We start from the raw sequence: 18,999 nt of genomic DNA, 5'->3' as shown, positions 1-18,999 counted from the left end.
GCGCCCTAGTCGCCGGTGCCGAGCAGCTCGAGCGCGGCGCGGAGTCCGTCGACCGGCAGCTGGCCGGGAGCGGATTCCGCCCCGAGCCGGCCGAACGTCGCAGCCGACCCGAACACGCCACCGGCGATTCTGGTCACCGCGCCCAGCGGTCCCATCGCCATGGTGATCAGCGGGCGGATGCTGCGCTCCCGCAGCTGCCGTGTGGCGTCGAGCAGGGTGAGGACATCGGCGGTGGAGTGGGGCATGACCGCAAGCTTCAGGATGTCGGCACCCAGGTCCTGCATCGCCAGCCCGCGGGCCACCAACTCCTCGGTGGGCGGTGTCGTGGCGAAGTCGTGGCTGGAGGCGATCACCGGCGCCCCACGCTCGTGAGCGGATGCGATCAGCTGGGCCGCGCCGGAGCGGCGGTACTCGACATCGATGATGTCGACGTCGCCGCTGTCGAGCGCGGCACCGATGAGCGCGGCGTAAGCGTCGTCGTCAAGCGCGGCATCGCCGCCCTCGCTGGCTGTGCGGACGGTGAACAGCAGCGGGTGGCGGCCGAGCAGCTCATCGATGCGCCGCAGCATGCCGAGCACCGCGGCGACCGACTCATGCCGGGCGAAGCGGTCCACCCTCCACTCCACGAGGTCGACCGGATGGTCGGCGAGCGTGGCGAGCTGGGTCTCCAGTTCGTCGGGTGATGCGCCGGTAAGCGAGACGATGATCTTCGGGATGCCCTGTCCGATCGCGACGCCGCGCACCTCGACGACCGTCCGGTCAGCGATCTCAGCCATGTCCGCCCGCCTTTCCACGATGACGCTAGTGTGCCACGGCCGGGGGCGTCAGCGGTCCTGCCGCTGTCCGATCCACCATCCGGCACGCCAGCCGGATGCTCCGCACAGTTGCCTGCAGATCGCAGGGCTGGCGGCGCAGGCACGGCTACCGTCGCGTGCATGTCACCGCCCGATCCGCTTGCGGCGTCCCGATCGCCAAGGCTGCGGATTGGAGTCGGGGCGGCCGTCGTGCTGCTCATCGCCGGACTCGGTGTCGCGGTTCTGGTCACCGCGTTCACAGCATCCGGGAACCGGCCGACAGTCGTTCCCGCGCCGACCCACTCGGGCGGGGTCGCCGCATCCGGTGACGCGATGATCTTCGTGCACGTGCTCGGTGAGGTGAGTCGCCCGGGGCTGTACGAGCTGCGCGACGGTGCGCGCGTCATCGATGTCATCGCCGCGGCTGGCGGGTTCACCGACGCGGCCGACCGGTCCCAGCAGAACCTGGCGCGACTGGTGGGCGACGGGGAGCAACTGGTGGTCGTCGCGGTGGGCGCGCTACCGCCGCCGACTGCTGGGAACGCGGGCGGCCTGGTGAACCTGAACACCGCTGACGTCGCCACCCTCGAGACGCTGCCGCGCATCGGTCCGGCCCTGGCGGAACGCATCGTCGCCTGGCGAGAGGCGAACGGGCGGTTCAGCTCGGTCGAGGACCTGCTGGCGGTGTCGGGCATCGGCGAGCGGATCCTTGACGGTCTGCGCGATTCGGTCACCGTGTGAATCCGCCCGACCTGCGCCTCGCCCTGCCGGCCGCGTTCGCGTGGGCGAGTCTGGTGGTGCTGCTCTGCTTTCCGGATGCGCTGCCCGGCGCTTCGGTCGTGGCGTGGGCAGCGGCGATCGGATGCGCGGGGCTGGTCGCCCGGCGACCGGCGGCTGCCGTGCGTCGCGGTGCCGGAATGGCGGCCGTCGGGCTGGCCCTGGCCGGCCTGCTGCTCGGCGTCGCAGCGATCGGCGACGGCACACGACGGCCGGAACCGCTGCGGGACCTGGGCCAGGGCGGACTGGCCATCGGCGCGACCCTTGTCACCGACGGCGTGCTGCACGCGGGCGAGCAGCACCCAGTGCGCGCGACGATGACCGGGCTGACGACCGATGACGAGGTCACCGGGCTCAGCGTGCCGGTGCTCGCCTTCGGCCTCGACCTCGACGCGGGACTCGGCACGCAGGTGCAGGTGACCGGCCGCCTGGTCCCGGCGACCGCCGGGGATGCCGTTGCCTTCCTGCTCTTCGCGCACGGGGAGGCGACCGTGACCGGCGAGCCGGCGTGGGTGCTGGACTGGGCAAACAGCCTGCGCGAACGCTTCCGGGCCGCGGCGCTCGAACTGCCCGGCTATGGCGGCAGGCTCCTGCCGGGGCTCGCCATCGGCGACACCTCGGCCGTCGGGGATGCCCTTGACCTGGCCATGAAGGAGACCGCGCTGAGTCACCTCACCGCTGTCTCCGGGGCGAACTGCGCTGTCGTGGTCGGGCTGGTCGTGCTCGCCGGGGCGGCTCTCGGGCTGTCCCGGCGCTGGCGCATCGCGGTGGCGCTGGTCGCCCTCGCCGGGTTCGTGGTGCTGGTGACGCCAGAGGCGAGCGTGCTGCGCGCGGCGGTGATGGCGTCGGTCGTGCTGGTCGCCCTGGCCAGCGGCAGACCGGTGCGCGGTGTGCCTGTGCTGGCCCTCGCGATCACCGTGCTGCTCGCGTTCGATCCCTGGCTGGCCCGCGAATACGGCTTCGTGCTGTCGGTGCTCGCAACCGCCGGGCTGCTGCTGCTCACCGGAGGGCTGACCCGCACTCTGGCGCGCTGGATGCCGGTGCCGCTCGCCGCGGCTCTGGCCGTGCCCATCGCCGCTCAGCTGGCCTGCCAGCCCGTGCTCATCCTGCTGAACCCGGCCATCCCGGTCTACGGTGTCGCGGCGAACCTTCTCGCGGGTCTGGCCGCTCCAATCGCCACCGTGCTGGGGCTGCTCGCGTGCGTCATGCTGCCGGTCCTGCCTCCCGTCGGCGCGCTGTTGACCACCGTCGCCTGGCTGCCGTCGGCCTGGATCGCCGCCGTCGCGACCTACTTCGCTGGCCTGCCCGGGTCATTGTGGCCGTGGCTTCCCGGCCTGCTTGGGGCGGTGGCGCTGGCTGCGCTGCTCGCCACCGCACTCATCGCCGCACGGCGCCACGACCGGTGGCTTTCGATCGCCGTCGCCGTGGTCTGCGTCGCCTACGGGGCCATCGTGATCGGCGCCGGCATCGGGCGCAGTCTCACGCGACCCGCCGATTGGCAGTACGCGGCCTGCGACGTCGGGCAGGGTGACGCGATGGTCGTGCGCAACAGCGGTGTGGTGGCGCTCATCGACGCGGGGGAGTCCCCGGAGCTGCTCGATGACTGCCTCGACGACCTCGGCATCGCACGACTCCAGCTGCTCGTGCTCACCCACTTCGACCTCGATCACGTCGGTGGTGCCACCGCGGTGCTCGGCAGGGTCGATCACGTTCTCGTCGGGCCGAGCGCCGAACCGGCCGACGACCGGCTGAGGGCCGAGCTCGCGGCATCCGGTGCCACGGTCACGCAGGTGGAGGCCGGGGCGAGCGGCAGGCTGGGCGAGCTGCGCTGGCGCATTCTGTGGCCTCCGGCGCGCCCCGCGGGGCTCGAGCCGGGCAACCCGTCGAGCCTCGTGATCCACTTCGACGGTGCAGCGTGCGCCGACTCGACGTGCCTGGACGCGCTGTTCCTCGGCGATCTCGGCGAGCAGGAGCAGGTGCGCCTGCTCGCGTCCGCCCGGCCGCCGCGGGTGGACGTCGTCAAGGTGGCGCACCACGGCTCGCGCGACCAAAGCGATGCCCTGTACGCGAGGCTGGGCGCGACCGTCGGGCTGATCGGGGTGGGCGAGAACCGGTACGGGCATCCGGATCCGCGCACGATCGCGCTGCTCGCCGGGGTGGGCACGACGCCCGCCAGAACCGACACCGCCGGGCTGATGCTCGTGACGTCGGATGCCCAGGGCAGAGTGGTGCTGTGGAGCGAGCGTGTCGCGCCGCGCCAGTAGGCTGAGAGGGAGAGGGAGAGGGGTCCGGTGGCGAGCAGAACCGCGAAGTCGGCTGGCATCCCGCAGCTCAGCTGGGACAAGGTGCGTCCGGCGCAGGTAGTGCTGGTGTCGGGCACCGAGGAGTTCCTTGCCTCGCGGTCGATCGGGCTGCTGCGCGACATCCTGAAGGCCGAGGACCCGTCGCTCGAGGTTAGCGACCTCGAGGCAGACGCGTACTCTCCCGGCGAGCTCGCGACGCTCGCGAGCCCGTCCCTGTTCGGTGAGCCGCGGATGATCCGGGTCAGCAAGGTCGAGAAGGCGTCGGACGCGTTCCTGGCAGAGGCGCTCAGCTACCTGCAGTCGCCGGCCTCGGACAGCTATCTGGTGCTGCGGCACGGCGGCGGGGTTCGCGGCAAGAAGCTGCTTGACGCGATTCGCGGGGGAGCCGGCAGCGGGATCGAGATCGTCTGCGCCGAGCTCAAGCGCGAATCCGACAAGCTCGACTTTGTGAGCGCCGAGTTCTCCGCGGCCGGCAGGCGCATCACCGGCGGAGCCCAGCGCGCGCTGGTCTCGGCGTTCAGCGATGACCTCGCCGAGTTGGCTGCGGCGTGCCGGCAGTTGCTCGCCGATTCCTCAGCGGAGATCACCGAGGCGACGGTGGAGCGCTACTACTCCGGGCGAGTGGAGACCAACGCGTTCCGCGTCGCCGACACCGCGATCGCCGGGCGTCACGGTGAGGCCCTGGTACTGCTGCGCCACGCGCTGGCATCCGGGGCCGACCCGGTGCCGATCGTCGCGGCGTTCGCGAGCAAGCTGCGCACCATGGCGAAGGTCGCCGGCGTGCGGGGGAGCTCGCAGCAGCTCGCCGGTCAGCTCGGTCTGGCACCCTGGCAGATCGACCGCGCCAAGCGCGACCTGCAGGGGTGGACGCAGGATGGCCTCGGCCGCAGCATCCAGCTCGTCGCCGAGACGGATGCGCAGGTCAAGGGCGCGGGCCGCGACCCGGTGTTCGCGCTCGAGCGCATGGTCGCGCACATCGCAACCTCCCGCTGACCGAGCTTCCCTGTTATATGCAGGACATCCGCACGCTCGCCGGCCCGGATCCCTGACAACATCCCGGCGATTGGCCAAATGTCCTGCACAACAGGGGATCTCCTGCACAACAGGGGGCGGAGCCAACAGAAAAGGCGCCCTCCCGTAGGAGAGCGCCTTCTCGTCAGCTGGTGTGACCTAGAGAGCCGCAACCTTCTTGGCGATCGCCGACTTGCGGTTCGCCGCCTGGTTCTTGTGGATGACGCCCTTGCTCGCAGCCTTGTCGAGCTTCTTCGCTGCGGTCTTCAGCGCTGCGGTGGCCTTCTCGGCGTCGCCTGCTGCGACGGCCTCGCGGGTCGCGCGAATGGCGGACTTCACTTCACTCTTGACCGCCTTGTTGCGCTCCTGCGCCTTGCGGTTGGTGCCGATTCGCTTGATCTGCGACTTGATGTTTGCCACGTGTGTAACTCTCTCGGTTCGTCTCGATTGTGGGCAGCCGACTCACTGCTCGAGCCGCTCGCTGCATCCGCGCGCCAATCGCACGGGAAGCCAACAGGCAACTTTACCAGCTATCGACTGCCCACAGCAACGCATCAGGACCGCATGTCACGGTCCGTGGGGTCGGTGGAGCGTTCTGCAGCATCGCTCCGCGCCTCTGCACGAGCCGCCTTCGCCGCTGCGGCCTCCTCGGCCTCCAGTCGCGCCATCTCCTCAGCGCGCTGGGCGCCGGGGATCCAGCCGCGGTTCACGACCCGCACCTGGAAGGCCCACGCGGCCGCAATCAGCACCAGGCCGATGACCACGGTGAGCACAACACCGACGACCGCGTTGCCGGAGAGCAGCGACGTGCCGATGAGCGTGCCGAACCAGCCGAAGTCGGCGTCACCGAATGTGGTGTTCTCCGCTCCGAGCACCTCGCCCATGACGAGCATGAGCAGCGCCGGCAGGATCGTGATGATGATGCCGTTCACGAAGCCGCCGACGAGCGCCCCGGCGCGTCCACCGGTGGCGTTGCCGAACACGCCGGCGCCACCGCCGGTGAAGAAGTGCGGGACCATGCCGGGCAGAATCAGCGCCAGCCCCCACATCGGGCCGAGCCAGATCCCGATGAGCACGAGCGCGACCACGCCACCGATGAAGGATGCGATGAAGCCGAACAGCACCGCGTTCGGCCCGAACGGGAACACCACGGGGATGTCGAGTGCGGGCTTCGCACCTGGGACCACCTTCTCGGAGATGCCCTGGAACGCGGGGACCAGCTCGCCGAGGAACGTGCGGACACCGTAGAGGATGATCGCGACGCCGACGCCGAACTGAAGAGCCTGCATGATCGCGGCCATGATGAATGCGCCGCCGTCGGCAGCCGCGAAGATCTCGAACGCCTGCTCGGCCGGGAGCACGATGAGCGCCCAGATCGCGAAGACGAGGTAGATCAGCATCATGGAGATCGCGGTTGCGACCATCGAGTCACGCAGGAAGCTCAGGCCCTTGGGGAACTCGATCTTCTCGGTCGAGTGGCTGCGGCGGCCGACACCCTGGCCCACGGCACCGGCGGCGATGTAGCCGGCGGTGCTGAAGTGCCCGATGGCGATCGAGTCGTCACCGGTGACGCGCTTCATCCACGGATGCGCGAACGCCGGCATGACGACCATGATCACGCCGAGAAGGAACGCGCCGATGACGACGACGAGCCACTGCAGCTCCGCGCCGAACCCGACCGACAGTACGACGGCCAGCAGGATCGACATGAACACCATGTGGTGCCCGGTGAGGAAGATGTACTTGAGCGGCGTGAACCGCGCCAGCAGCAGCATCACGACGAAGCCGAGCACGAGCACGTACGCACTCGTCGCACCGTATTGAGCCGATGCGATCGCGACGATCGCCTCGTTGGTCGGCACGACGCCCTGCATCCCGGTCACCTCCTGCACGAGGATGCCGAGCGGTTCCAGCGAGGCTACGACGACGTTCGCGCCTGCTCCCAGGATCAGGAAGCCGAGCGCTGCCTTGAGGCCGCCGCCGATGACCTGGCCGGCCGATCGCTTGAGCGCGATGAGACCGATTGCAGCGATGATGCCGATCAGGTAGGCCGGCACATTGAGGATCTGCAATCCAATGAATTCAAGGATTGCAACAAACCAGTTGTCCATTGTCTACTCCTTCGTAGCGGTTACCGCGTGGGGGCGGTGCTGCTTGGTTTCAGAGCTCCAGTTCGGGTTCGAGCTTCGACTTGATCTCGTCGAGCGAGAGGAAGTTGTTGATGACGATCACTTTCGAGTGAACGTCGCCGAGCTGCTCGACGAGTTCCTGCGAGATCAGCACGACGTCGGCGGTGCGGGCCGCGCCGCGCGCAGTGCCGATGTCGGCTGCCTCGACATCGATCTCACGGTCCTGCCCGAGGCCGCGCAGCACCTTCTCGGTGTTGTTCTTGAGGATCAGCGAGGTTCCGATACCCATTCCGCAGACGGTGAGGATCTTCTTCATTCGTTGTGCCTTTCTGTAGTCTCAGTCGCCGGATGCCGAGAACCGGGTCAGGAGTTCCCGCAACCTGGCGGGGGAGTCAGCGTCCTCGAGCTGCGTCATCTGATCCTCGTCGGCGAGGATGCCGGCGAGCGACGACATGACCTCGAGGTGACCGTCCTGCTCGGTCGCGGCGAGCCCGATCACGAGCGTCACCGGGTCGTTGGGGCTGCCGAACTCGATCGGCTCGGAGAGGGTCACCCAGCTGAGCCCGGCGCGCAGCACCGACGGGCTGGGCCGGGAGTGCGCAAGCGCGAGGCCGGGCGCGATCACGATGTACGGCCCGAGCTCCTCGACCGCGGCGATCATCTCCCGGGTGTACTCGTCGGTCGTCGCGCCGCTCGCCGTGAGGGCATCGCCGGCGACGGTGATCGCTTCACGCCAGTCGGAAGGGCGAGCCCCGAGGGTGATCGCCTCTTCCGGCAGCATGTCCGCGAGATTGTCCCCCATTATCAGGTCCCTTCCGGGCGGTGAGTCCTGTTTGCAACCATATACCCGCGTTCGAGGGTCATACAGCAGGCCGTGCCGGAATCTTCGCGGGCGCCTGCGAACTCTTCGGAATCCACGAAAGCTATGCGATTAGGGTGTGCCCATGAGTGACCTGGACACCTCGCCCGCGCATCCGGATGTCGCCGCCGAGGCCCGTGCTGTTGCCGCGGCCATCGCCATTCCGGCGCACGTCGTCAACGCGAAAGGCAACGGCCATGCGGGCACCGCGATGGCGCTCGCACCGTTCGCACACGTGCTGTTCTCACGCGTCCTGCGCCACAACCCCGCGAACCCGCGGTGGGCGGCTCGGGACCGGCTGGTGCTCAGCGCCGGGCACGCGAGCCTGCTGCTGTACGTGCAGCTCTTCCTCACCGGTTACGGTCTGACTCTCGATGACCTCGCTGCAAGTCGCAAGCTCGGCTCGCTCACGCCCGGGCATCCGGAGCTCCGGCACACGCCCGGCATCGAGGCCAGCACCGGGCCTCTCGGCCAGGGCGTCGGCAACGCGGTCGGGATGGCGATCGCCGCGCGCAAGGAGGCGGCGGAGTTCACCCCGGGCACCGACCTGTTCGACCACACGATCTGGGTGGTGGCGGGCGACGGATGCCTGCAAGAGGGCGTGTCGTCGGAGGCGTCCAGCCTCGCGGCGACCCTCGGCCTCGACAACCTGGTCATGGTCTGGGACGACAACTCCGTCACCATCGACTCGCTCACCGACGAGACCTTTGCCGAGGATGTCCGCGCCCGCTACCGCGCGTACGGCTGGCGCGTGCTCGAGGTGCACGACAGCACCGATTTGGACGAGCTCGAGCGGGTCCTGACGGACGCAGCCGACCGGCAGGCAGCAGACGGCCGACCGACCTTCGTCGCGCTGAGGTCCACCATCGGGGCGCCGTCCGAGAAGTTCAGCGGCAAGCCGGCCGCCCACGCCGGCGGGTTCGGCGACGACGAGGTCGCGCGCATCAAGCAGCAGCTCGGGTTCCCTCCGGACGCCACCCTCGAGGAGCTCGTCGAACCGGATGGGCTCGCCTTCGCGCGGCGCGCCGTCGACCGCGGCCGTCAGCTGGAGGCCGAGTGGTCGTCGCGGTTCGCGAACTGGTCGGCGGAGAACCCCGCGGATGCCGAACGCTGGGAGGCCTTCGAATCTCCCGTCTACCCCGGCGCCGCGTTCGCGGCGCTGGATGATGTCGAGGCTGCCATCGCGCCCGAGGGCACACCGGTGGCGACACGGAAGACCAACGGCGCGGTGATCTCGGCCCTGACACCGCTGACCAGCCTGTTCGGCGGCTCGGCGGACCTGGCCGGTTCCACCAACGTCGAGGTCCCCGGCGATCGAGTCTCCCCGGAGCATCCCGGCGGCGCGTTCGTGCGCTTCGGCATCAGGGAGCACGCGATGGCCGCGATCCTGAGCGGCATCGCGCTGCATGGCCCGTGGCGGCCGTTCGGTTCGACCTACCTGGCGTTCAGCGACTACATGCGGCCCAGCATCCGGCTCGCCTCGCTGATGGCGCTGCCCGTGCTGTACGTCTTCACTCACGACTCGGTCGCCGTCGGCGAGGACGGCCCGACCCATCAGCCGGTGGAGCAGATCGCAGGGCTGCGCACGGTCCCCGGCCTCGACGTCGTCCGCCCGGCCGATGCGCGCGAGACGGTCGCGCTCTGGCGGCGTCTGCTCCAGAAGCCGGAACGGCCGACCGCGCTGATCCTGTCGAGGCAGGACGTCCCGGTGCTGACCGACGCAGAAGGCCTCGCCGACGGTGTCGCCGCCGGCGGTTACGTCCGGTGGCAGCACGGGGAAGGGCTCGATGTGGCGCTCATCGGCACCGGCAGCGAACTGCAGCTCGCCATCGCCGCCGCGGAGGCGCTCGCCGAGGAGGGCATCGAGGCGCGCGTCGTTTCCATGCCGTGCGTCGAGTGGTTCGAGGAGTCAGCGAGGGAATGGCGTGAGAGCGTGCTGCCGTCCTCGATCGTCGCGCGGGTGGCCGTCGAGGCCGGCCGCGGCGACGCCTGGTACCGCTGGGTCGGCCTGGCCGGCGAGGTCGTCTCCGTTGAGAGATTCGGCGAGTCGGGCAGCGGCCCAGAGGTGCTCGAGCTGCGCGGCATCACGGCGGAGCACGTGCTGGCTGCGGCGCGACGCACCCTGGCAAGACGGTGACCGCCCGATCGTGGGACGTGGGAGAATTGTCCGATCCCCGTTTAAGCATTCGAGCATGAGGACCGTGTGACACCCAAGGCCGTGAGAGCGCTGGAGCCGTCGGCGACCGATCCCGCATTCATCCGCAACTTCTGCATCATCGCCCACATCGACCATGGAAAGTCGACGCTCGCGGACCGGATGCTGCAGATGACCGGCATCGTCGCCGACCGGGACATGCGCGCCCAGTACCTCGACCGGATGGACATCGAGCGAGAGCGCGGCATCACCATCAAGAGCCAGGCGGTGCGGATGCCGTGGGCGCTTCCCGGCGAGGACGGGCGCGATCAGGTCTACGCGCTCAACATGATCGACACCCCGGGTCACGTCGACTTCACCTATGAGGTGTCCCGCAGCCTCGCCGCGTGCGAGGGAGCCATCCTGCTTGTCGACGCGGCGCAGGGCATCGAGGCGCAGACGCTGGCGAACCTCTACCTCGCGCTCGAGAACGATCTGACGATCATCCCGGTGCTCAACAAGATCGACCTGCCTGCGGCCGACCCGCAGAAGTACGCGAAGGAACTCGCCGGGCTGATCGGTGGCGACCCGGACGATGTGCTGCGAGTGAGCGGGAAGACCGGCATCGGCGTCGAGGACCTCCTCGACCGCGTCGTCGAGCGCATCCCCGCGCCCGTCGGCGACCCGAGCGCCCCTGCCAGGGCCATGATCTTCGACTCTGTGTACGACAGCTACCGCGGCGTGGTCACCTACGTGCGGATGATCGACGGTGCGCTGTCCCCGCGGGAGCGCATCCAGATGATGTCGACTCGGGTGACGCACGAGCTGCTCGAGATCGGGGTCAGCTCGCCAGAGCCGGTGCCAGCCAATGGTCTCGGCGTCGGCGAGGTCGGCTACCTGATCACTGGTGTGAAGGACGTTCGGCAGTCGAAGGTGGGTGACACCGTCACCACCGCGACGAAGCCTGCGGTGAACGCGCTGCCCGGTTACACCGAGCCGAAGCCCATGGTCTTCTCCGGCCTGTACCCGATCGACGGCAGCGACTACCCGGACCTGCGCGATGCGCTTGACAAGCTCAAGCTCTCGGATGCCGCGCTCGCCTACGAGCCGGAGACCTCGGTTGCGCTCGGGTTCGGGTTCCGCTGCGGGTTCCTTGGGCTGCTGCACCTGGAGATCGTCACCGAGCGGCTTGAGCGCGAGTTCGGACTCGACCTCATCACCACTGCGCCATCCGTGATCTATGAGGTCGCCGCCGACGACGGCAAGACGGTGACCGTGACCAACCCGAGCGAGTTCCCCGAGGGCAAGATCGCGAGCGTCAGCGAGCCGATGGTCAAGGCGTCGATCCTCGCCCCCAAGGACTACGTCGGCTCGATCATGGAGCTCTGCCAGAGCCGCCGCGGCACCATGCGGAAGATGGAGTACCTGGGCGAGGACCGGGTCGAGCTGCACTACACGCTGCCGCTCGGTGAGATCGTGTTCGACTTCTTCGACCAGCTGAAGAGCCGCACGCAGGGCTACGCGAGCCTCGACTACGAACCGGCGGGGGAGCAGGAGGCCGATCTGGTGAAGGTGGACATCCTGCTCCAGGGAGAGCGTGTCGACGCGTTCAGCGCGATCGTGCACAGAGAGAAGGCATACGCGTACGGCGTGCTGATGACCGGTCGGCTGCGCGAGCTCATCCCGCGGCAGCAGTTCGAGGTGCCGATTCAGGCCGCGATCGGTGCCCGCATCATCGCGCGTGAGAGCATCCGGGCCATGCGCAAGGATGTGCTGGCCAAGTGCTATGGCGGTGACATCTCCCGAAAGCGCAAGCTGCTCGAGAAGCAGAAGGAGGGCAAGAAGCGCATGAAGACCATCGGACGGGTCGAGGTGCCGCAGGAGGCCTTCATCGCCGCGCTCAGCGGAGACGTCGAGAAGGCGAAGAAGTAGCTTGCAGCATTCAGACGCACCACTGTGGAGGCAGCCGGTCAACTACGGCGCCATCGGCGCGACCAAGGCTGACGACCTGCTGGAATACCCGCCGCAGGGCTTCCGACCGTTCGAGCAGCGCTCGCGCGTCGGTCACGGAGACGCGCGCTGGGACTACGCGTGGCAGGCGACCCTGTCCTGGCAGGTGCAGCGCGGCAGCGGCTTCGAGGTCGAGCTCGCCGACGCTCCGCCGCACATCGGCGAAGGCACCTACACGCCTGTCACCTTCGACACCGCGGGCATCCCCGTCACCGGCGCGATGAAGTCATCAGAGGGCGAGACGGTGTTCGGCCCCGACGGGCAGCGCTTCATCGCACCCGGCGACACCGTCGTGCTGGTGTCCCGCATCGGGCCGAAGGAGTTCCGCTCACCCAGCCGGGTCATCTACGTCGTCGACGAGCCGAACCGCAAGGGCTTCGCCTACGGGACCCTGCCGGGGCATCCGCTCGCCGGCGAGGAGGCGTTCATCGTCGAGCGGACACCCGACGGCTCGGTGTGGCTGACCGTGCGCACCTTCTCCCGCCCCGCCAACGCGCGCTGGCGGCTGCTCACCCCGCTGCTGCGGATGCAGCAGAAGCGCATGGTTGGGCGCTACCTGCGCTCCCTCTCCGGACCGATGGCGTGAATGGCACGCCACCTGCGGTACGGCACAACGGCGTGGCACATCTCACGCCCGGAAATTGTCGATTTCGTCCATCACCCGCCGACCGTTCGCGGGGCGGCGAGTACTCTGACGCCGTGACTGACTATCGACCTCCCCTCACGGATCTCATGTTCGTACTCGAGCACATTGCCGACTACGAGACCATCGCATCCCTTCCCGGGTTCGAGCACGCCGACCTGGAGACGGTGAACGGACTGCTCGACGAGGCCGGTGACTTCATGGCCGAAGTCATCGCGCCCACCAACAGGCAGGGTGACACCATCGGCGCGAAGTGGCAGCCCGACGGCAGCGTCGTGACGCCGGATTCCTTCAAGGCCGCCTACCGCAAGCTCATCGACGCGGGCTGGGGCTCGCTGCAGTTCCCAGAGGAGTTCGGCGGCGGCGGCTTCCCATGGACCATCGGGATCGCCCTCCAGGAGATGCTGAACTCGGCGAACACCGCGTTCGCGCTCAACCCGCTGCTGACTCAGGGCGCTATCGATGCGCTGCTGCACTACGGCAGCGACGAGCAGAAGCGGACCTTCCTCCCGCGGATGATCAGCGGCGAGTGGACCGGCAGCATGAACCTCACCGAGCCGCACGCGGGCTCCGACGTCGGAGCGCTCACCACGCGTGCCGTGCGGCGGGACGACGGCACCTACCGGATCAGCGGGCAGAAGATCTTCATCACCTACGGCGAACACGACATGGCCGACCAGATCGTGCACCTCGTGCTCGCGCGCACACCCGACGCCCCGGCTGGCACGAAGGGCATCTCCTGCTTCATCGTCCCCAAGCACCTGGTGAACGACGACGGCACCCTCGGAGAGCGCAACGGCGTTCGGGCGCTCTCGATCGAGCACAAGCTCGGCATCCACGGCTCGCCGACCTGCGTGCTCGAGTACGACGAGGCGACCGGGTACCTCATCGGCGAAGAGAACATCGGCATGAAGATCATGTTCGTCATGATGAACAACGCCCGTCTCTCGGTTGGCCTGCAGGGACTCTCCCTGGCTGAGCGCGCCTACCAGGATGCGCTTGCCTACGCGAAGGAGCGCAAGCAGGGCAAGGCGATCGGCGCCGAGTCCGACTCGCCGATCATCGACCACCCGGATGTGCGCCGAATGCTCATGACCCAGAAGGCGTACATCGCAGCGCTGCGCAGGCTCATGTACACCAACTCGGCGCAGATGGACATCAGCCGCAATCACCCGGATGCCGCGGTGCGGCAGCGCGCCGACGAGATCGTCGCCCTGCTCACCCCGATCTGCAAGTCGTTCGGCACCGACATCGGCTCGGAGATGACCTCGCTCGCGCTCCAGGTGTTCGGCGGCATGGGCTACATCGAGGAGACCGGCGTTGCGCAGTACTTCCGCGACGTGCGCATCACGCAGATCTACGAAGGAACCAACGGCATCCAGGCCGCCGACCTCGTCGGACGCAAGCTCGGGTTGCGCGGCGGTGCGGCCGTCTCCGAGTACTTGCAGCAGTTGCGCGCACTCGACGGCGACCTGGCGGCGGCGGGGGCGGAGTTCGAGTCCATTCGCGCAGCGCTCAGCGACAATCTCGGCGCCCTCGAGGAAGCGACGCGCTGGATGCTGCAGAACGGCCAGTCAGACCCGAACTCGGCGCTGGCCGGCTCATCGCCGTACCTGCGCATGTGGGGTCTCGTGCTGAGCGCGTGGCTGCTCGCCAAGGGCGCGCTGGTCGCGGCCGGGACAGACGACTCCGCCAATGCCGAGACCCAGCTGGTGCTCGCGCGCTTCTTCGCAGAACAGCTCCTGCCCGCGGCGAGGGGCCTGCTGCCAGCCGCGACAGCGGGGGCACGTGACCTGTACGCACTCGATGAGGATCGCCTGATCCGCCGCTAATGCCCTCAGCTCTGCCCATCGCCGACCCGGCGCCGCTCGACGGAATCCTCCCCGAACGCGCCGGGCTAGGCGCCGGGCAGCGCAACCTGGGCGTGTACCTGCACGTGCCGTACTGCCGAGTGCGCTGCGGGTACTGCGACTTCAACACCTACACGGCGAGTGAGCTGGGCGGCCACAAGCGCGAGGACTACGCGGGCCAGGCCGTCTCGGAACTGCGGTTCGCGCGCGGGGTGCTCGACGCATCCGGAGTGCAGGAGCGGCAAGCATCCACGGTGTTCTTCGGCGGCGGGACGCCGACCATCCTCCCTGTCGCCGACCTGGCGGCAATGCTCGCCGGTGTCCGCGACGCGATCGGAGTGGCGCCGGATGCCGAGATCACGACCGAGGCGAACCCGGACTCGGTCGACCAGCGCTACCTCGAGGGGCTGAGCGCATCCGGCTTCACTCGCGTGTCATTCGGAATGCAGTCAGCGATGCCCCACGTGCTCGCAACGCTCGAGCGCACCCACGACCCTGCACGCATCCCGCTCGTCGTGGGGTGGGCGAAGCAAGCGGGCCTCGAGGTCAGCCTCGACCTGATCTACAACACGCCTGGGGAGAGCCTCGACGACTGGCGGCGCTCCCTCGAGCACGCGCTCGCACAGGAGCCCGACCACCTGAGCGCCTACTCGCTCATCGTCGAGGACGGCACCAAACTGGCTCGGCAGATCCGCAAGGGGCAGGTCGCGCAGCCGGACGACGAGCTCGCGGCCGACCAGTATGAGCTGGCCGACGCGCTGCTGTCGGAAGCCGGCTATCAGTGGTACGAGGTCAGCAACTGGGGACGCCCGGATGCGCGTGGCGACCACCGCTCGCGGCACAATCTCGCCTATTGGCAGGGGCACGACTGGTGGGGCGTCGGGCCGGGCGCTCACAGCCATGTCGGCGGGGTGCGCTGGTGGAATGTCAAGCATCCGGCTGCCTACGCCGACCGGGTGCTCGCCGGGCTGTCCCCGGCTGCCGGCCGGGAGACGCTCGACGACGAGACGCGGCGCATCGAGCGGGTGATGCTCGGCACGCGCGTCCGAGACGGGCTGGACACCAGCGAGCTGACGGCAGCCGGCCGTCGCGCGGTCGCCGGCCTGATCGCGGATGGCCTGGTCAACGCGGAAGCCGCCCTCCGCGGGCGCGTCGTGCTGACGCTGCGGGGGCGGCTTCTGGCGGACGCGGTGGTCCGGGCTTTGCTCGACTAGCTCACTTCACGAACTTGATGGCGAGCGGGTAGCTGTAGTACTCGCCCTTGTTCGCAGCCACGGCGGCCATGATCGAGAAGATGATGGTGACGATCCAGACCGCGATGAGGATCAGGATGCCGACAACGATGATGATCGTGATGGTGCCGACGACGTAGGCGATCGCCATCGTGATCTGGAAGTTGAGGGCCGTCGCTGTGTGCTGGCGCACGAACGGACCGCGGTCCTTCAGCACGATGTAGCCGATGAGAGCCGGGATGAAGCTGAAGAAGATGCCGCCGATGTGAATCAGCGTTGACCAGAGCTTCTCATCGCTCGGGTTGAGCGGCTGCTGCGCCTGGTAGGGGTTCTGCGGCGGGGGAGGAGGCGTGGTGTCAGACATGACCCCATTAAAGCAGTCGCCCTCAACAATGAAAGGCCGGGGAGCAACTCCCCGGCCTTCCCGCGTGGCTCTCGACTACTTGATCAGACGGATCGCGAAGGGGTAGCGGTAGCTGCCGCCGCCGTTGACCTTGATGCCGCCCATGATTGAGAAGACGACGTTGATCAGGTAGGGCAGCCAGCCGATGAAGCTCAGCAGTCCGGTGATCGCAAGCGCGCCGCCGATGCCGCTGAAGCCCACGCTCGCCCAGATGACACCGCTGATGATGCTGATCAGGATGCTCAGGATGATCGAGACCGCGATCCAGGTGATCTGCCAGTTGAGGGCTTCCTTGCTCTCCTGACGGGTCAGGGTTCCGCGGTCCTTGAAGACCAGGAAGATGATGAGGGCGGGGATGAAGCTCAGGATTCCACCGAAGTGAGCGAACGACGCCCACTGCTTGTCCTCGGCCGCCGTCAACGGCGCCGCGGGTGCTGCGGGCTGGGCCGCCGGCTGGGGAGTCTCGGGCTGAGGGGTTGATTCAGTCATTGACACTGCCTTTCTTCGAACATGCCTGACCGGGTTGGCCAGAAACGCCACCGTGACCGGCGGTTTTGCGCCCCGCATGGGAAGGGCCGCGGGTCCTCCCATAAGGTAGTGCCCCCGTCGGTGCGCGTGCAACGCTCATTATCCGGCGTGTCGCGGTACAATTGGCAGTCGGGTTAGCAGAGTGCCAATGAGGAGGTCGACGGGTCATGGTTTCCGATCGCAGCCTCGCCGTCCTGCGGGCCATCGTGCAGGACTATGTTGCGAGCCGGGAGCCGGTCGGGTCGAAGTCGATCGTCGACCGGTACTCGTTCGGAGTGTCCGCTGCCACCATCCGGAACGATATGGCGCTCCTCGAGGAAGAGGAGCTGATCGTCGCCCCGCACACCTCGTCCGGGCGCATCCCGACGGACAAGGGCTACCGCGTCTTCGTCAACCAGCTTGCCGACCTGCGTCCGCTCACCCCGGCGCAACGCCAGGCGATCGAGACCTTCCTGGGCGAAGCGACCGACCTCGATGAGGTGCTGAGCAGGACGGTCCGGCTGCTGTCGCAACTGACCCACCAGGTGGCGCTCGTCCAGTACCCCTCCCTCGGCCGGTCGCACATCCGCCACATCGAACTGGTCCGGTTGAGCGAGACCAGGGTCATGACGGTGCTGATCACCGACACCGGGCGTGTCGAGCAGCGGCTGATCGACCTGCACGCGGTGCTTGACGACGATTTCCTGACCGAGCTGCGCAACGCGCTGAACGCGAGCCTTGCCGCTTTGAGCCTCCCCGAAGCAGCGGCGGCGCTGGCCGAGTTCGCCGACCAGTTCCCGCAGGATCGCAGGCTGCTCGTCGGACAGGTCGTCGAGAGCCTTCTCGAGCAGGTCGCTGCGGGCCGTGGCGAGAAGCTGGTGATGGCCGGGGCCGCGAACCTCGCGCTCACCGCCGACGACTTCACCGGCAGCATCTACCCGGTGCTCGAGGCGATCGAGGAGCAGGTCACCCTGCTCAGGCTGTTCGCTGAGATGGAGCCAGACAGCAGCGGGTTATCATCGAGCATCGGAAGCGAGAACGCGCAGTTCGGCTTGAGTGAGACGAGTGTGCTCACGAGCAACTACTCGACATCCGGCGGCGAACTGGCGCGACTCGGTGTGCTGGGTCCCACCCGCATGGACTATCCGAACAATATGGCGGCCGTTCGCGCGGTCGCGCGTTACCTGTCCCGCCTGCTCGGTGAGAACTGAGCACCCGGGCACAATCTCAAGGAATTTCATTTGGCTGACCATTACGAAGTGCTGGGCGTCGAGCGCACCGCGACCCCGGAAGAGATCAAGAAGGCGTACCGACGCCTCGCTCGCGAGTTGCATCCGGATGTGAACCCGGGGGCTGACGCGGCGGAGAAGTTCAAGCAGGTGACGCACGCCTACGACGTCCTCTCCGACCCGAAGCAGCGCGAGCAGTACGACCTCGGCGGCACCGGCGGCTTCGGCGCTGCGGGCTTCGGCGGCTTCGGCGATGTCTTCGACGCGTTCTTCGGCGCTGGTCCGCGCGCGTCAGGGCCACGCTCACGCCGTGAGCGCGGGCAGGATGCGTTGCTGCGCGTTGAGGTCGACCTGAAGGATGTCGTCTTCGGCATCGCGCGCGAACTCGAGGTCGACACCGCGGTGATGTGCGAGACCTGCAACGGCTCCTGCTGCGCGCCCGGCACCAAGCCGGTGACCTGCGACATCTGCGGCGGCACCGGATCCATCCAGCGTTCGGTGCGCAGCCTCCTCGGCAACGTGATGACGTCGAGCCCGTGCGGCACCTGCCGCGGCTACGGCACGGTCATCCCGAACCCCTGCCCGACCTGTCAGGGCCAGGGGCGTGTGCGCGCGCGCCGCAAGATCAAGGTCGACGTGCCAGCTGGTGTGGACACCGGCCTGCGGCTTCAACTGCCGGGTCAGGGTGAAGCCGGGCCGGCCGGCGGGCCCAACGGCGACCTCTACCTCGAGATCAAGGTCAAGCACCACGACATCTTCAGCAGGAACGGCGACGACCTGCTGGCCACGCTCGAGGTGCAGATGACGGATGCGATCCTCGGCACCACCGCGACGCTGAAGGGCCTCGATGGGCCCATCACCGTCGAGGTAAAGCCGGGCACGCAGAGCGCAGAGGTCATCACGGTCAAGGAACGCGGAATCACCCACCTGCGCGGAACCGGACGCGGCGACCTCAAGATCGGCGTTCAGGTGATCACCCCGACCAAGCTCGACACGACTCAGCTGCGACTCATGAACGAGTTCGCGAAGAGCCGCAAGAGTGTGCCCCCTACCCTCAGCGTGTTCCAGCAGGGACTGTTCCAGAAGCTGCGGGACCGCTTCCTGAACCTGTGACTAAG

At 68.2% G+C, this 18,999-nt stretch carries 17 protein-coding genes; 10 read left to right on the top strand and 7 right to left on the bottom strand.

Going from position 1 to position 18,999, the window contains the following annotated elements; all coding sequences use genetic code 11:
- Positions 1–5: 5 nt before the first annotated feature.
- Entirely contained in the window at positions 6–776 is a 771-nt protein-coding gene (aroD, locus tag IRG63_RS10865) for a type I 3-dehydroquinate dehydratase (RefSeq protein ID WP_193510110.1), read from the bottom strand.
- Positions 777–935: 159 nt separating this feature from the next.
- Between aroD and IRG63_RS10860 the strand changes: the two genes are divergently transcribed.
- The 3 genes from IRG63_RS10860 to holA are packed head-to-tail and all read left to right on the top strand — an operon-like array spanning position 936 to position 4,867.
- A complete protein-coding gene (locus IRG63_RS10860; protein ID WP_193510109.1) occupies positions 936–1,535 on the top strand; it encodes a ComEA family DNA-binding protein in 600 nt (199 codons plus the stop codon).
- A complete protein-coding gene (locus IRG63_RS10855; protein WP_370566240.1) occupies positions 1,532–3,835 on the top strand; it encodes a ComEC/Rec2 family competence protein in 2,304 nt (767 codons plus the stop codon). The genes IRG63_RS10860 and IRG63_RS10855 overlap by 4 nt, the downstream gene beginning before the upstream one ends.
- Before the next feature lie 27 nt (positions 3,836–3,862).
- The gene (gene holA, locus IRG63_RS13805; RefSeq protein WP_349236198.1) at positions 3,863–4,867 is read left to right on the top strand and encodes a DNA polymerase III subunit delta; all 1,005 of its coding nucleotides are present in this window, start codon (positions 3,863–3,865) and stop codon (positions 4,865–4,867) included.
- 177 nt (positions 4,868–5,044) lie between these two features.
- On the opposite strand, the gene rpsT is transcribed toward holA, so the two are convergent.
- From rpsT to IRG63_RS10835, 4 genes are all read right to left on the bottom strand, one after another.
- Positions 5,045–5,305, bottom strand: a complete 261-nt coding sequence (gene rpsT, locus IRG63_RS10850) for a 30S ribosomal protein S20 (RefSeq protein ID WP_168627514.1) — start codon at positions 5,303–5,305, stop codon at positions 5,045–5,047.
- Positions 5,306–5,439: 134 nt separating this feature from the next.
- Complete coding sequence (locus IRG63_RS10845; RefSeq protein WP_168627513.1) at positions 5,440–6,996, bottom strand: PTS ascorbate transporter subunit IIC; 1,557 nt, start codon at positions 6,994–6,996, stop codon at positions 5,440–5,442.
- A gap of 49 nt (positions 6,997–7,045) precedes the next feature.
- Positions 7,046–7,330, bottom strand: a complete 285-nt coding sequence (locus tag IRG63_RS10840) for a PTS sugar transporter subunit IIB (protein WP_210422821.1) — start codon at positions 7,328–7,330, stop codon at positions 7,046–7,048.
- A 21-nt stretch (positions 7,331–7,351) separates the two neighbouring features.
- A complete protein-coding gene (locus tag IRG63_RS10835; RefSeq protein ID WP_193510108.1) occupies positions 7,352–7,816 on the bottom strand; it encodes a PTS sugar transporter subunit IIA in 465 nt (154 codons plus the stop codon).
- A gap of 142 nt (positions 7,817–7,958) precedes the next feature.
- On the opposite strand from IRG63_RS10835, the gene IRG63_RS10830 reads away from it, so the two are divergent.
- From IRG63_RS10830 to hemW, 5 genes are all read left to right on the top strand, one after another.
- On the top strand, positions 7,959–10,010 hold the full coding sequence (locus tag IRG63_RS10830; protein ID WP_193510107.1) for a transketolase: 2,052 nt from the start codon (positions 7,959–7,961) through the stop codon (positions 10,008–10,010).
- A 66-nt stretch (positions 10,011–10,076) separates the two neighbouring features.
- Positions 10,077–11,939 carry a translation elongation factor 4 gene (lepA, locus tag IRG63_RS10825; RefSeq protein WP_168627510.1) on the top strand — a complete coding sequence of 621 codons (1,863 nt, stop codon included), beginning with the start codon at positions 10,077–10,079 and terminating at the stop codon, positions 11,937–11,939.
- Position 11,940: 1 nt separating this feature from the next.
- Positions 11,941–12,603, top strand: a complete 663-nt coding sequence (locus IRG63_RS10820) for a DUF1990 family protein (RefSeq protein WP_227412049.1) — start codon at positions 11,941–11,943, stop codon at positions 12,601–12,603.
- A gap of 113 nt (positions 12,604–12,716) precedes the next feature.
- Positions 12,717–14,492, top strand: coding sequence for an acyl-CoA dehydrogenase (locus IRG63_RS10815; protein WP_193510106.1), 1,776 nt, complete (start codon positions 12,717–12,719; stop codon positions 14,490–14,492).
- Positions 14,492–15,724: a radical SAM family heme chaperone HemW gene (hemW, locus tag IRG63_RS10810; protein WP_193510105.1), complete on the top strand. Its 1,233-nt coding sequence runs from the start codon at positions 14,492–14,494 to the stop codon at positions 15,722–15,724. The genes IRG63_RS10815 and hemW overlap by 1 nt, the downstream gene beginning before the upstream one ends.
- Before the next feature lies 1 nt (position 15,725).
- On the opposite strand, the gene IRG63_RS10805 is transcribed toward hemW, so the two are convergent.
- Together IRG63_RS10805 and IRG63_RS10800 are read right to left on the bottom strand one after the other, a co-directional pair.
- Positions 15,726–16,106, bottom strand: a complete 381-nt coding sequence (locus IRG63_RS10805; protein WP_168627507.1) for a DUF4870 domain-containing protein — start codon at positions 16,104–16,106, stop codon at positions 15,726–15,728.
- Between the two features lie 75 nt (positions 16,107–16,181).
- Positions 16,182–16,634 (bottom strand): DUF4870 domain-containing protein, encoded by a 453-nt coding sequence (locus IRG63_RS10800; RefSeq protein ID WP_193510104.1) that lies wholly within the window; start codon positions 16,632–16,634, stop codon positions 16,182–16,184.
- 206 nt (positions 16,635–16,840) lie between these two features.
- Here IRG63_RS10800 and hrcA point away from each other — a divergent pair, with 206 nt between their 5' ends.
- Together hrcA and dnaJ are read left to right on the top strand one after the other, a co-directional pair.
- The gene (gene hrcA / locus IRG63_RS10795) at positions 16,841–17,863 is read left to right on the top strand and encodes a heat-inducible transcriptional repressor HrcA (RefSeq protein WP_168627505.1); all 1,023 of its coding nucleotides are present in this window, start codon (positions 16,841–16,843) and stop codon (positions 17,861–17,863) included.
- Between the two features lie 30 nt (positions 17,864–17,893).
- On the top strand, positions 17,894–18,994 hold the full coding sequence (gene dnaJ / locus IRG63_RS10790; RefSeq protein ID WP_168627504.1) for a molecular chaperone DnaJ: 1,101 nt from the start codon (positions 17,894–17,896) through the stop codon (positions 18,992–18,994).
- The last annotated feature ends 5 nt before the right edge of the window (positions 18,995–18,999 follow it).

Source organism: Cryobacterium sp. BB736, from assembly GCF_014980265.1.
In the GTDB taxonomy this organism is placed as follows: Bacteria; Actinomycetota; Actinomycetes; order Actinomycetales; family Microbacteriaceae; genus Terrimesophilobacter.
The sequence above is the reverse complement of the archived record's forward strand: the minus strand, read 5'-3'. Positions and strand labels throughout refer to the sequence as shown.

What these genes read in the sequence shown, in the direction of transcription:
- IRG63_RS10860 (WP_193510109.1), top strand. Translation starts at nt 936, where the DNA reads ATGTCACCGCCCGATCCGCTTGCGGCGTCCCGATCGCCAAGGCTGCGG.
- IRG63_RS10805 (WP_168627507.1), bottom strand. Translation starts at nt 16,106, where the DNA reads ATGTCTGACACCACGCCTCCTCCCCCGCCGCAGAACCCCTACCAGGCG.
- IRG63_RS10845 (WP_168627513.1), bottom strand. Translation starts at nt 6,996, where the DNA reads ATGGACAACTGGTTTGTTGCAATCCTTGAATTCATTGGATTGCAGATC.
- IRG63_RS10835 (WP_193510108.1), bottom strand. Translation starts at nt 7,816, where the DNA reads ATGGGGGACAATCTCGCGGACATGCTGCCGGAAGAGGCGATCACCCTC.
- IRG63_RS10830 (WP_193510107.1), top strand. Translation starts at nt 7,959, where the DNA reads ATGAGTGACCTGGACACCTCGCCCGCGCATCCGGATGTCGCCGCCGAG.
- hemW (WP_193510105.1), top strand. Translation starts at nt 14,492, where the DNA reads ATGCCCTCAGCTCTGCCCATCGCCGACCCGGCGCCGCTCGACGGAATC.
- aroD (WP_193510110.1), bottom strand. Translation starts at nt 776, where the DNA reads ATGGCTGAGATCGCTGACCGGACGGTCGTCGAGGTGCGCGGCGTCGCG.
- IRG63_RS10800 (WP_193510104.1), bottom strand. Translation starts at nt 16,634, where the DNA reads ATGACTGAATCAACCCCTCAGCCCGAGACTCCCCAGCCGGCGGCCCAG.
- hrcA (WP_168627505.1), top strand. Translation starts at nt 16,841, where the DNA reads ATGGTTTCCGATCGCAGCCTCGCCGTCCTGCGGGCCATCGTGCAGGAC.
- IRG63_RS10840 (WP_210422821.1), bottom strand. Translation starts at nt 7,330, where the DNA reads ATGAAGAAGATCCTCACCGTCTGCGGAATGGGTATCGGAACCTCGCTG.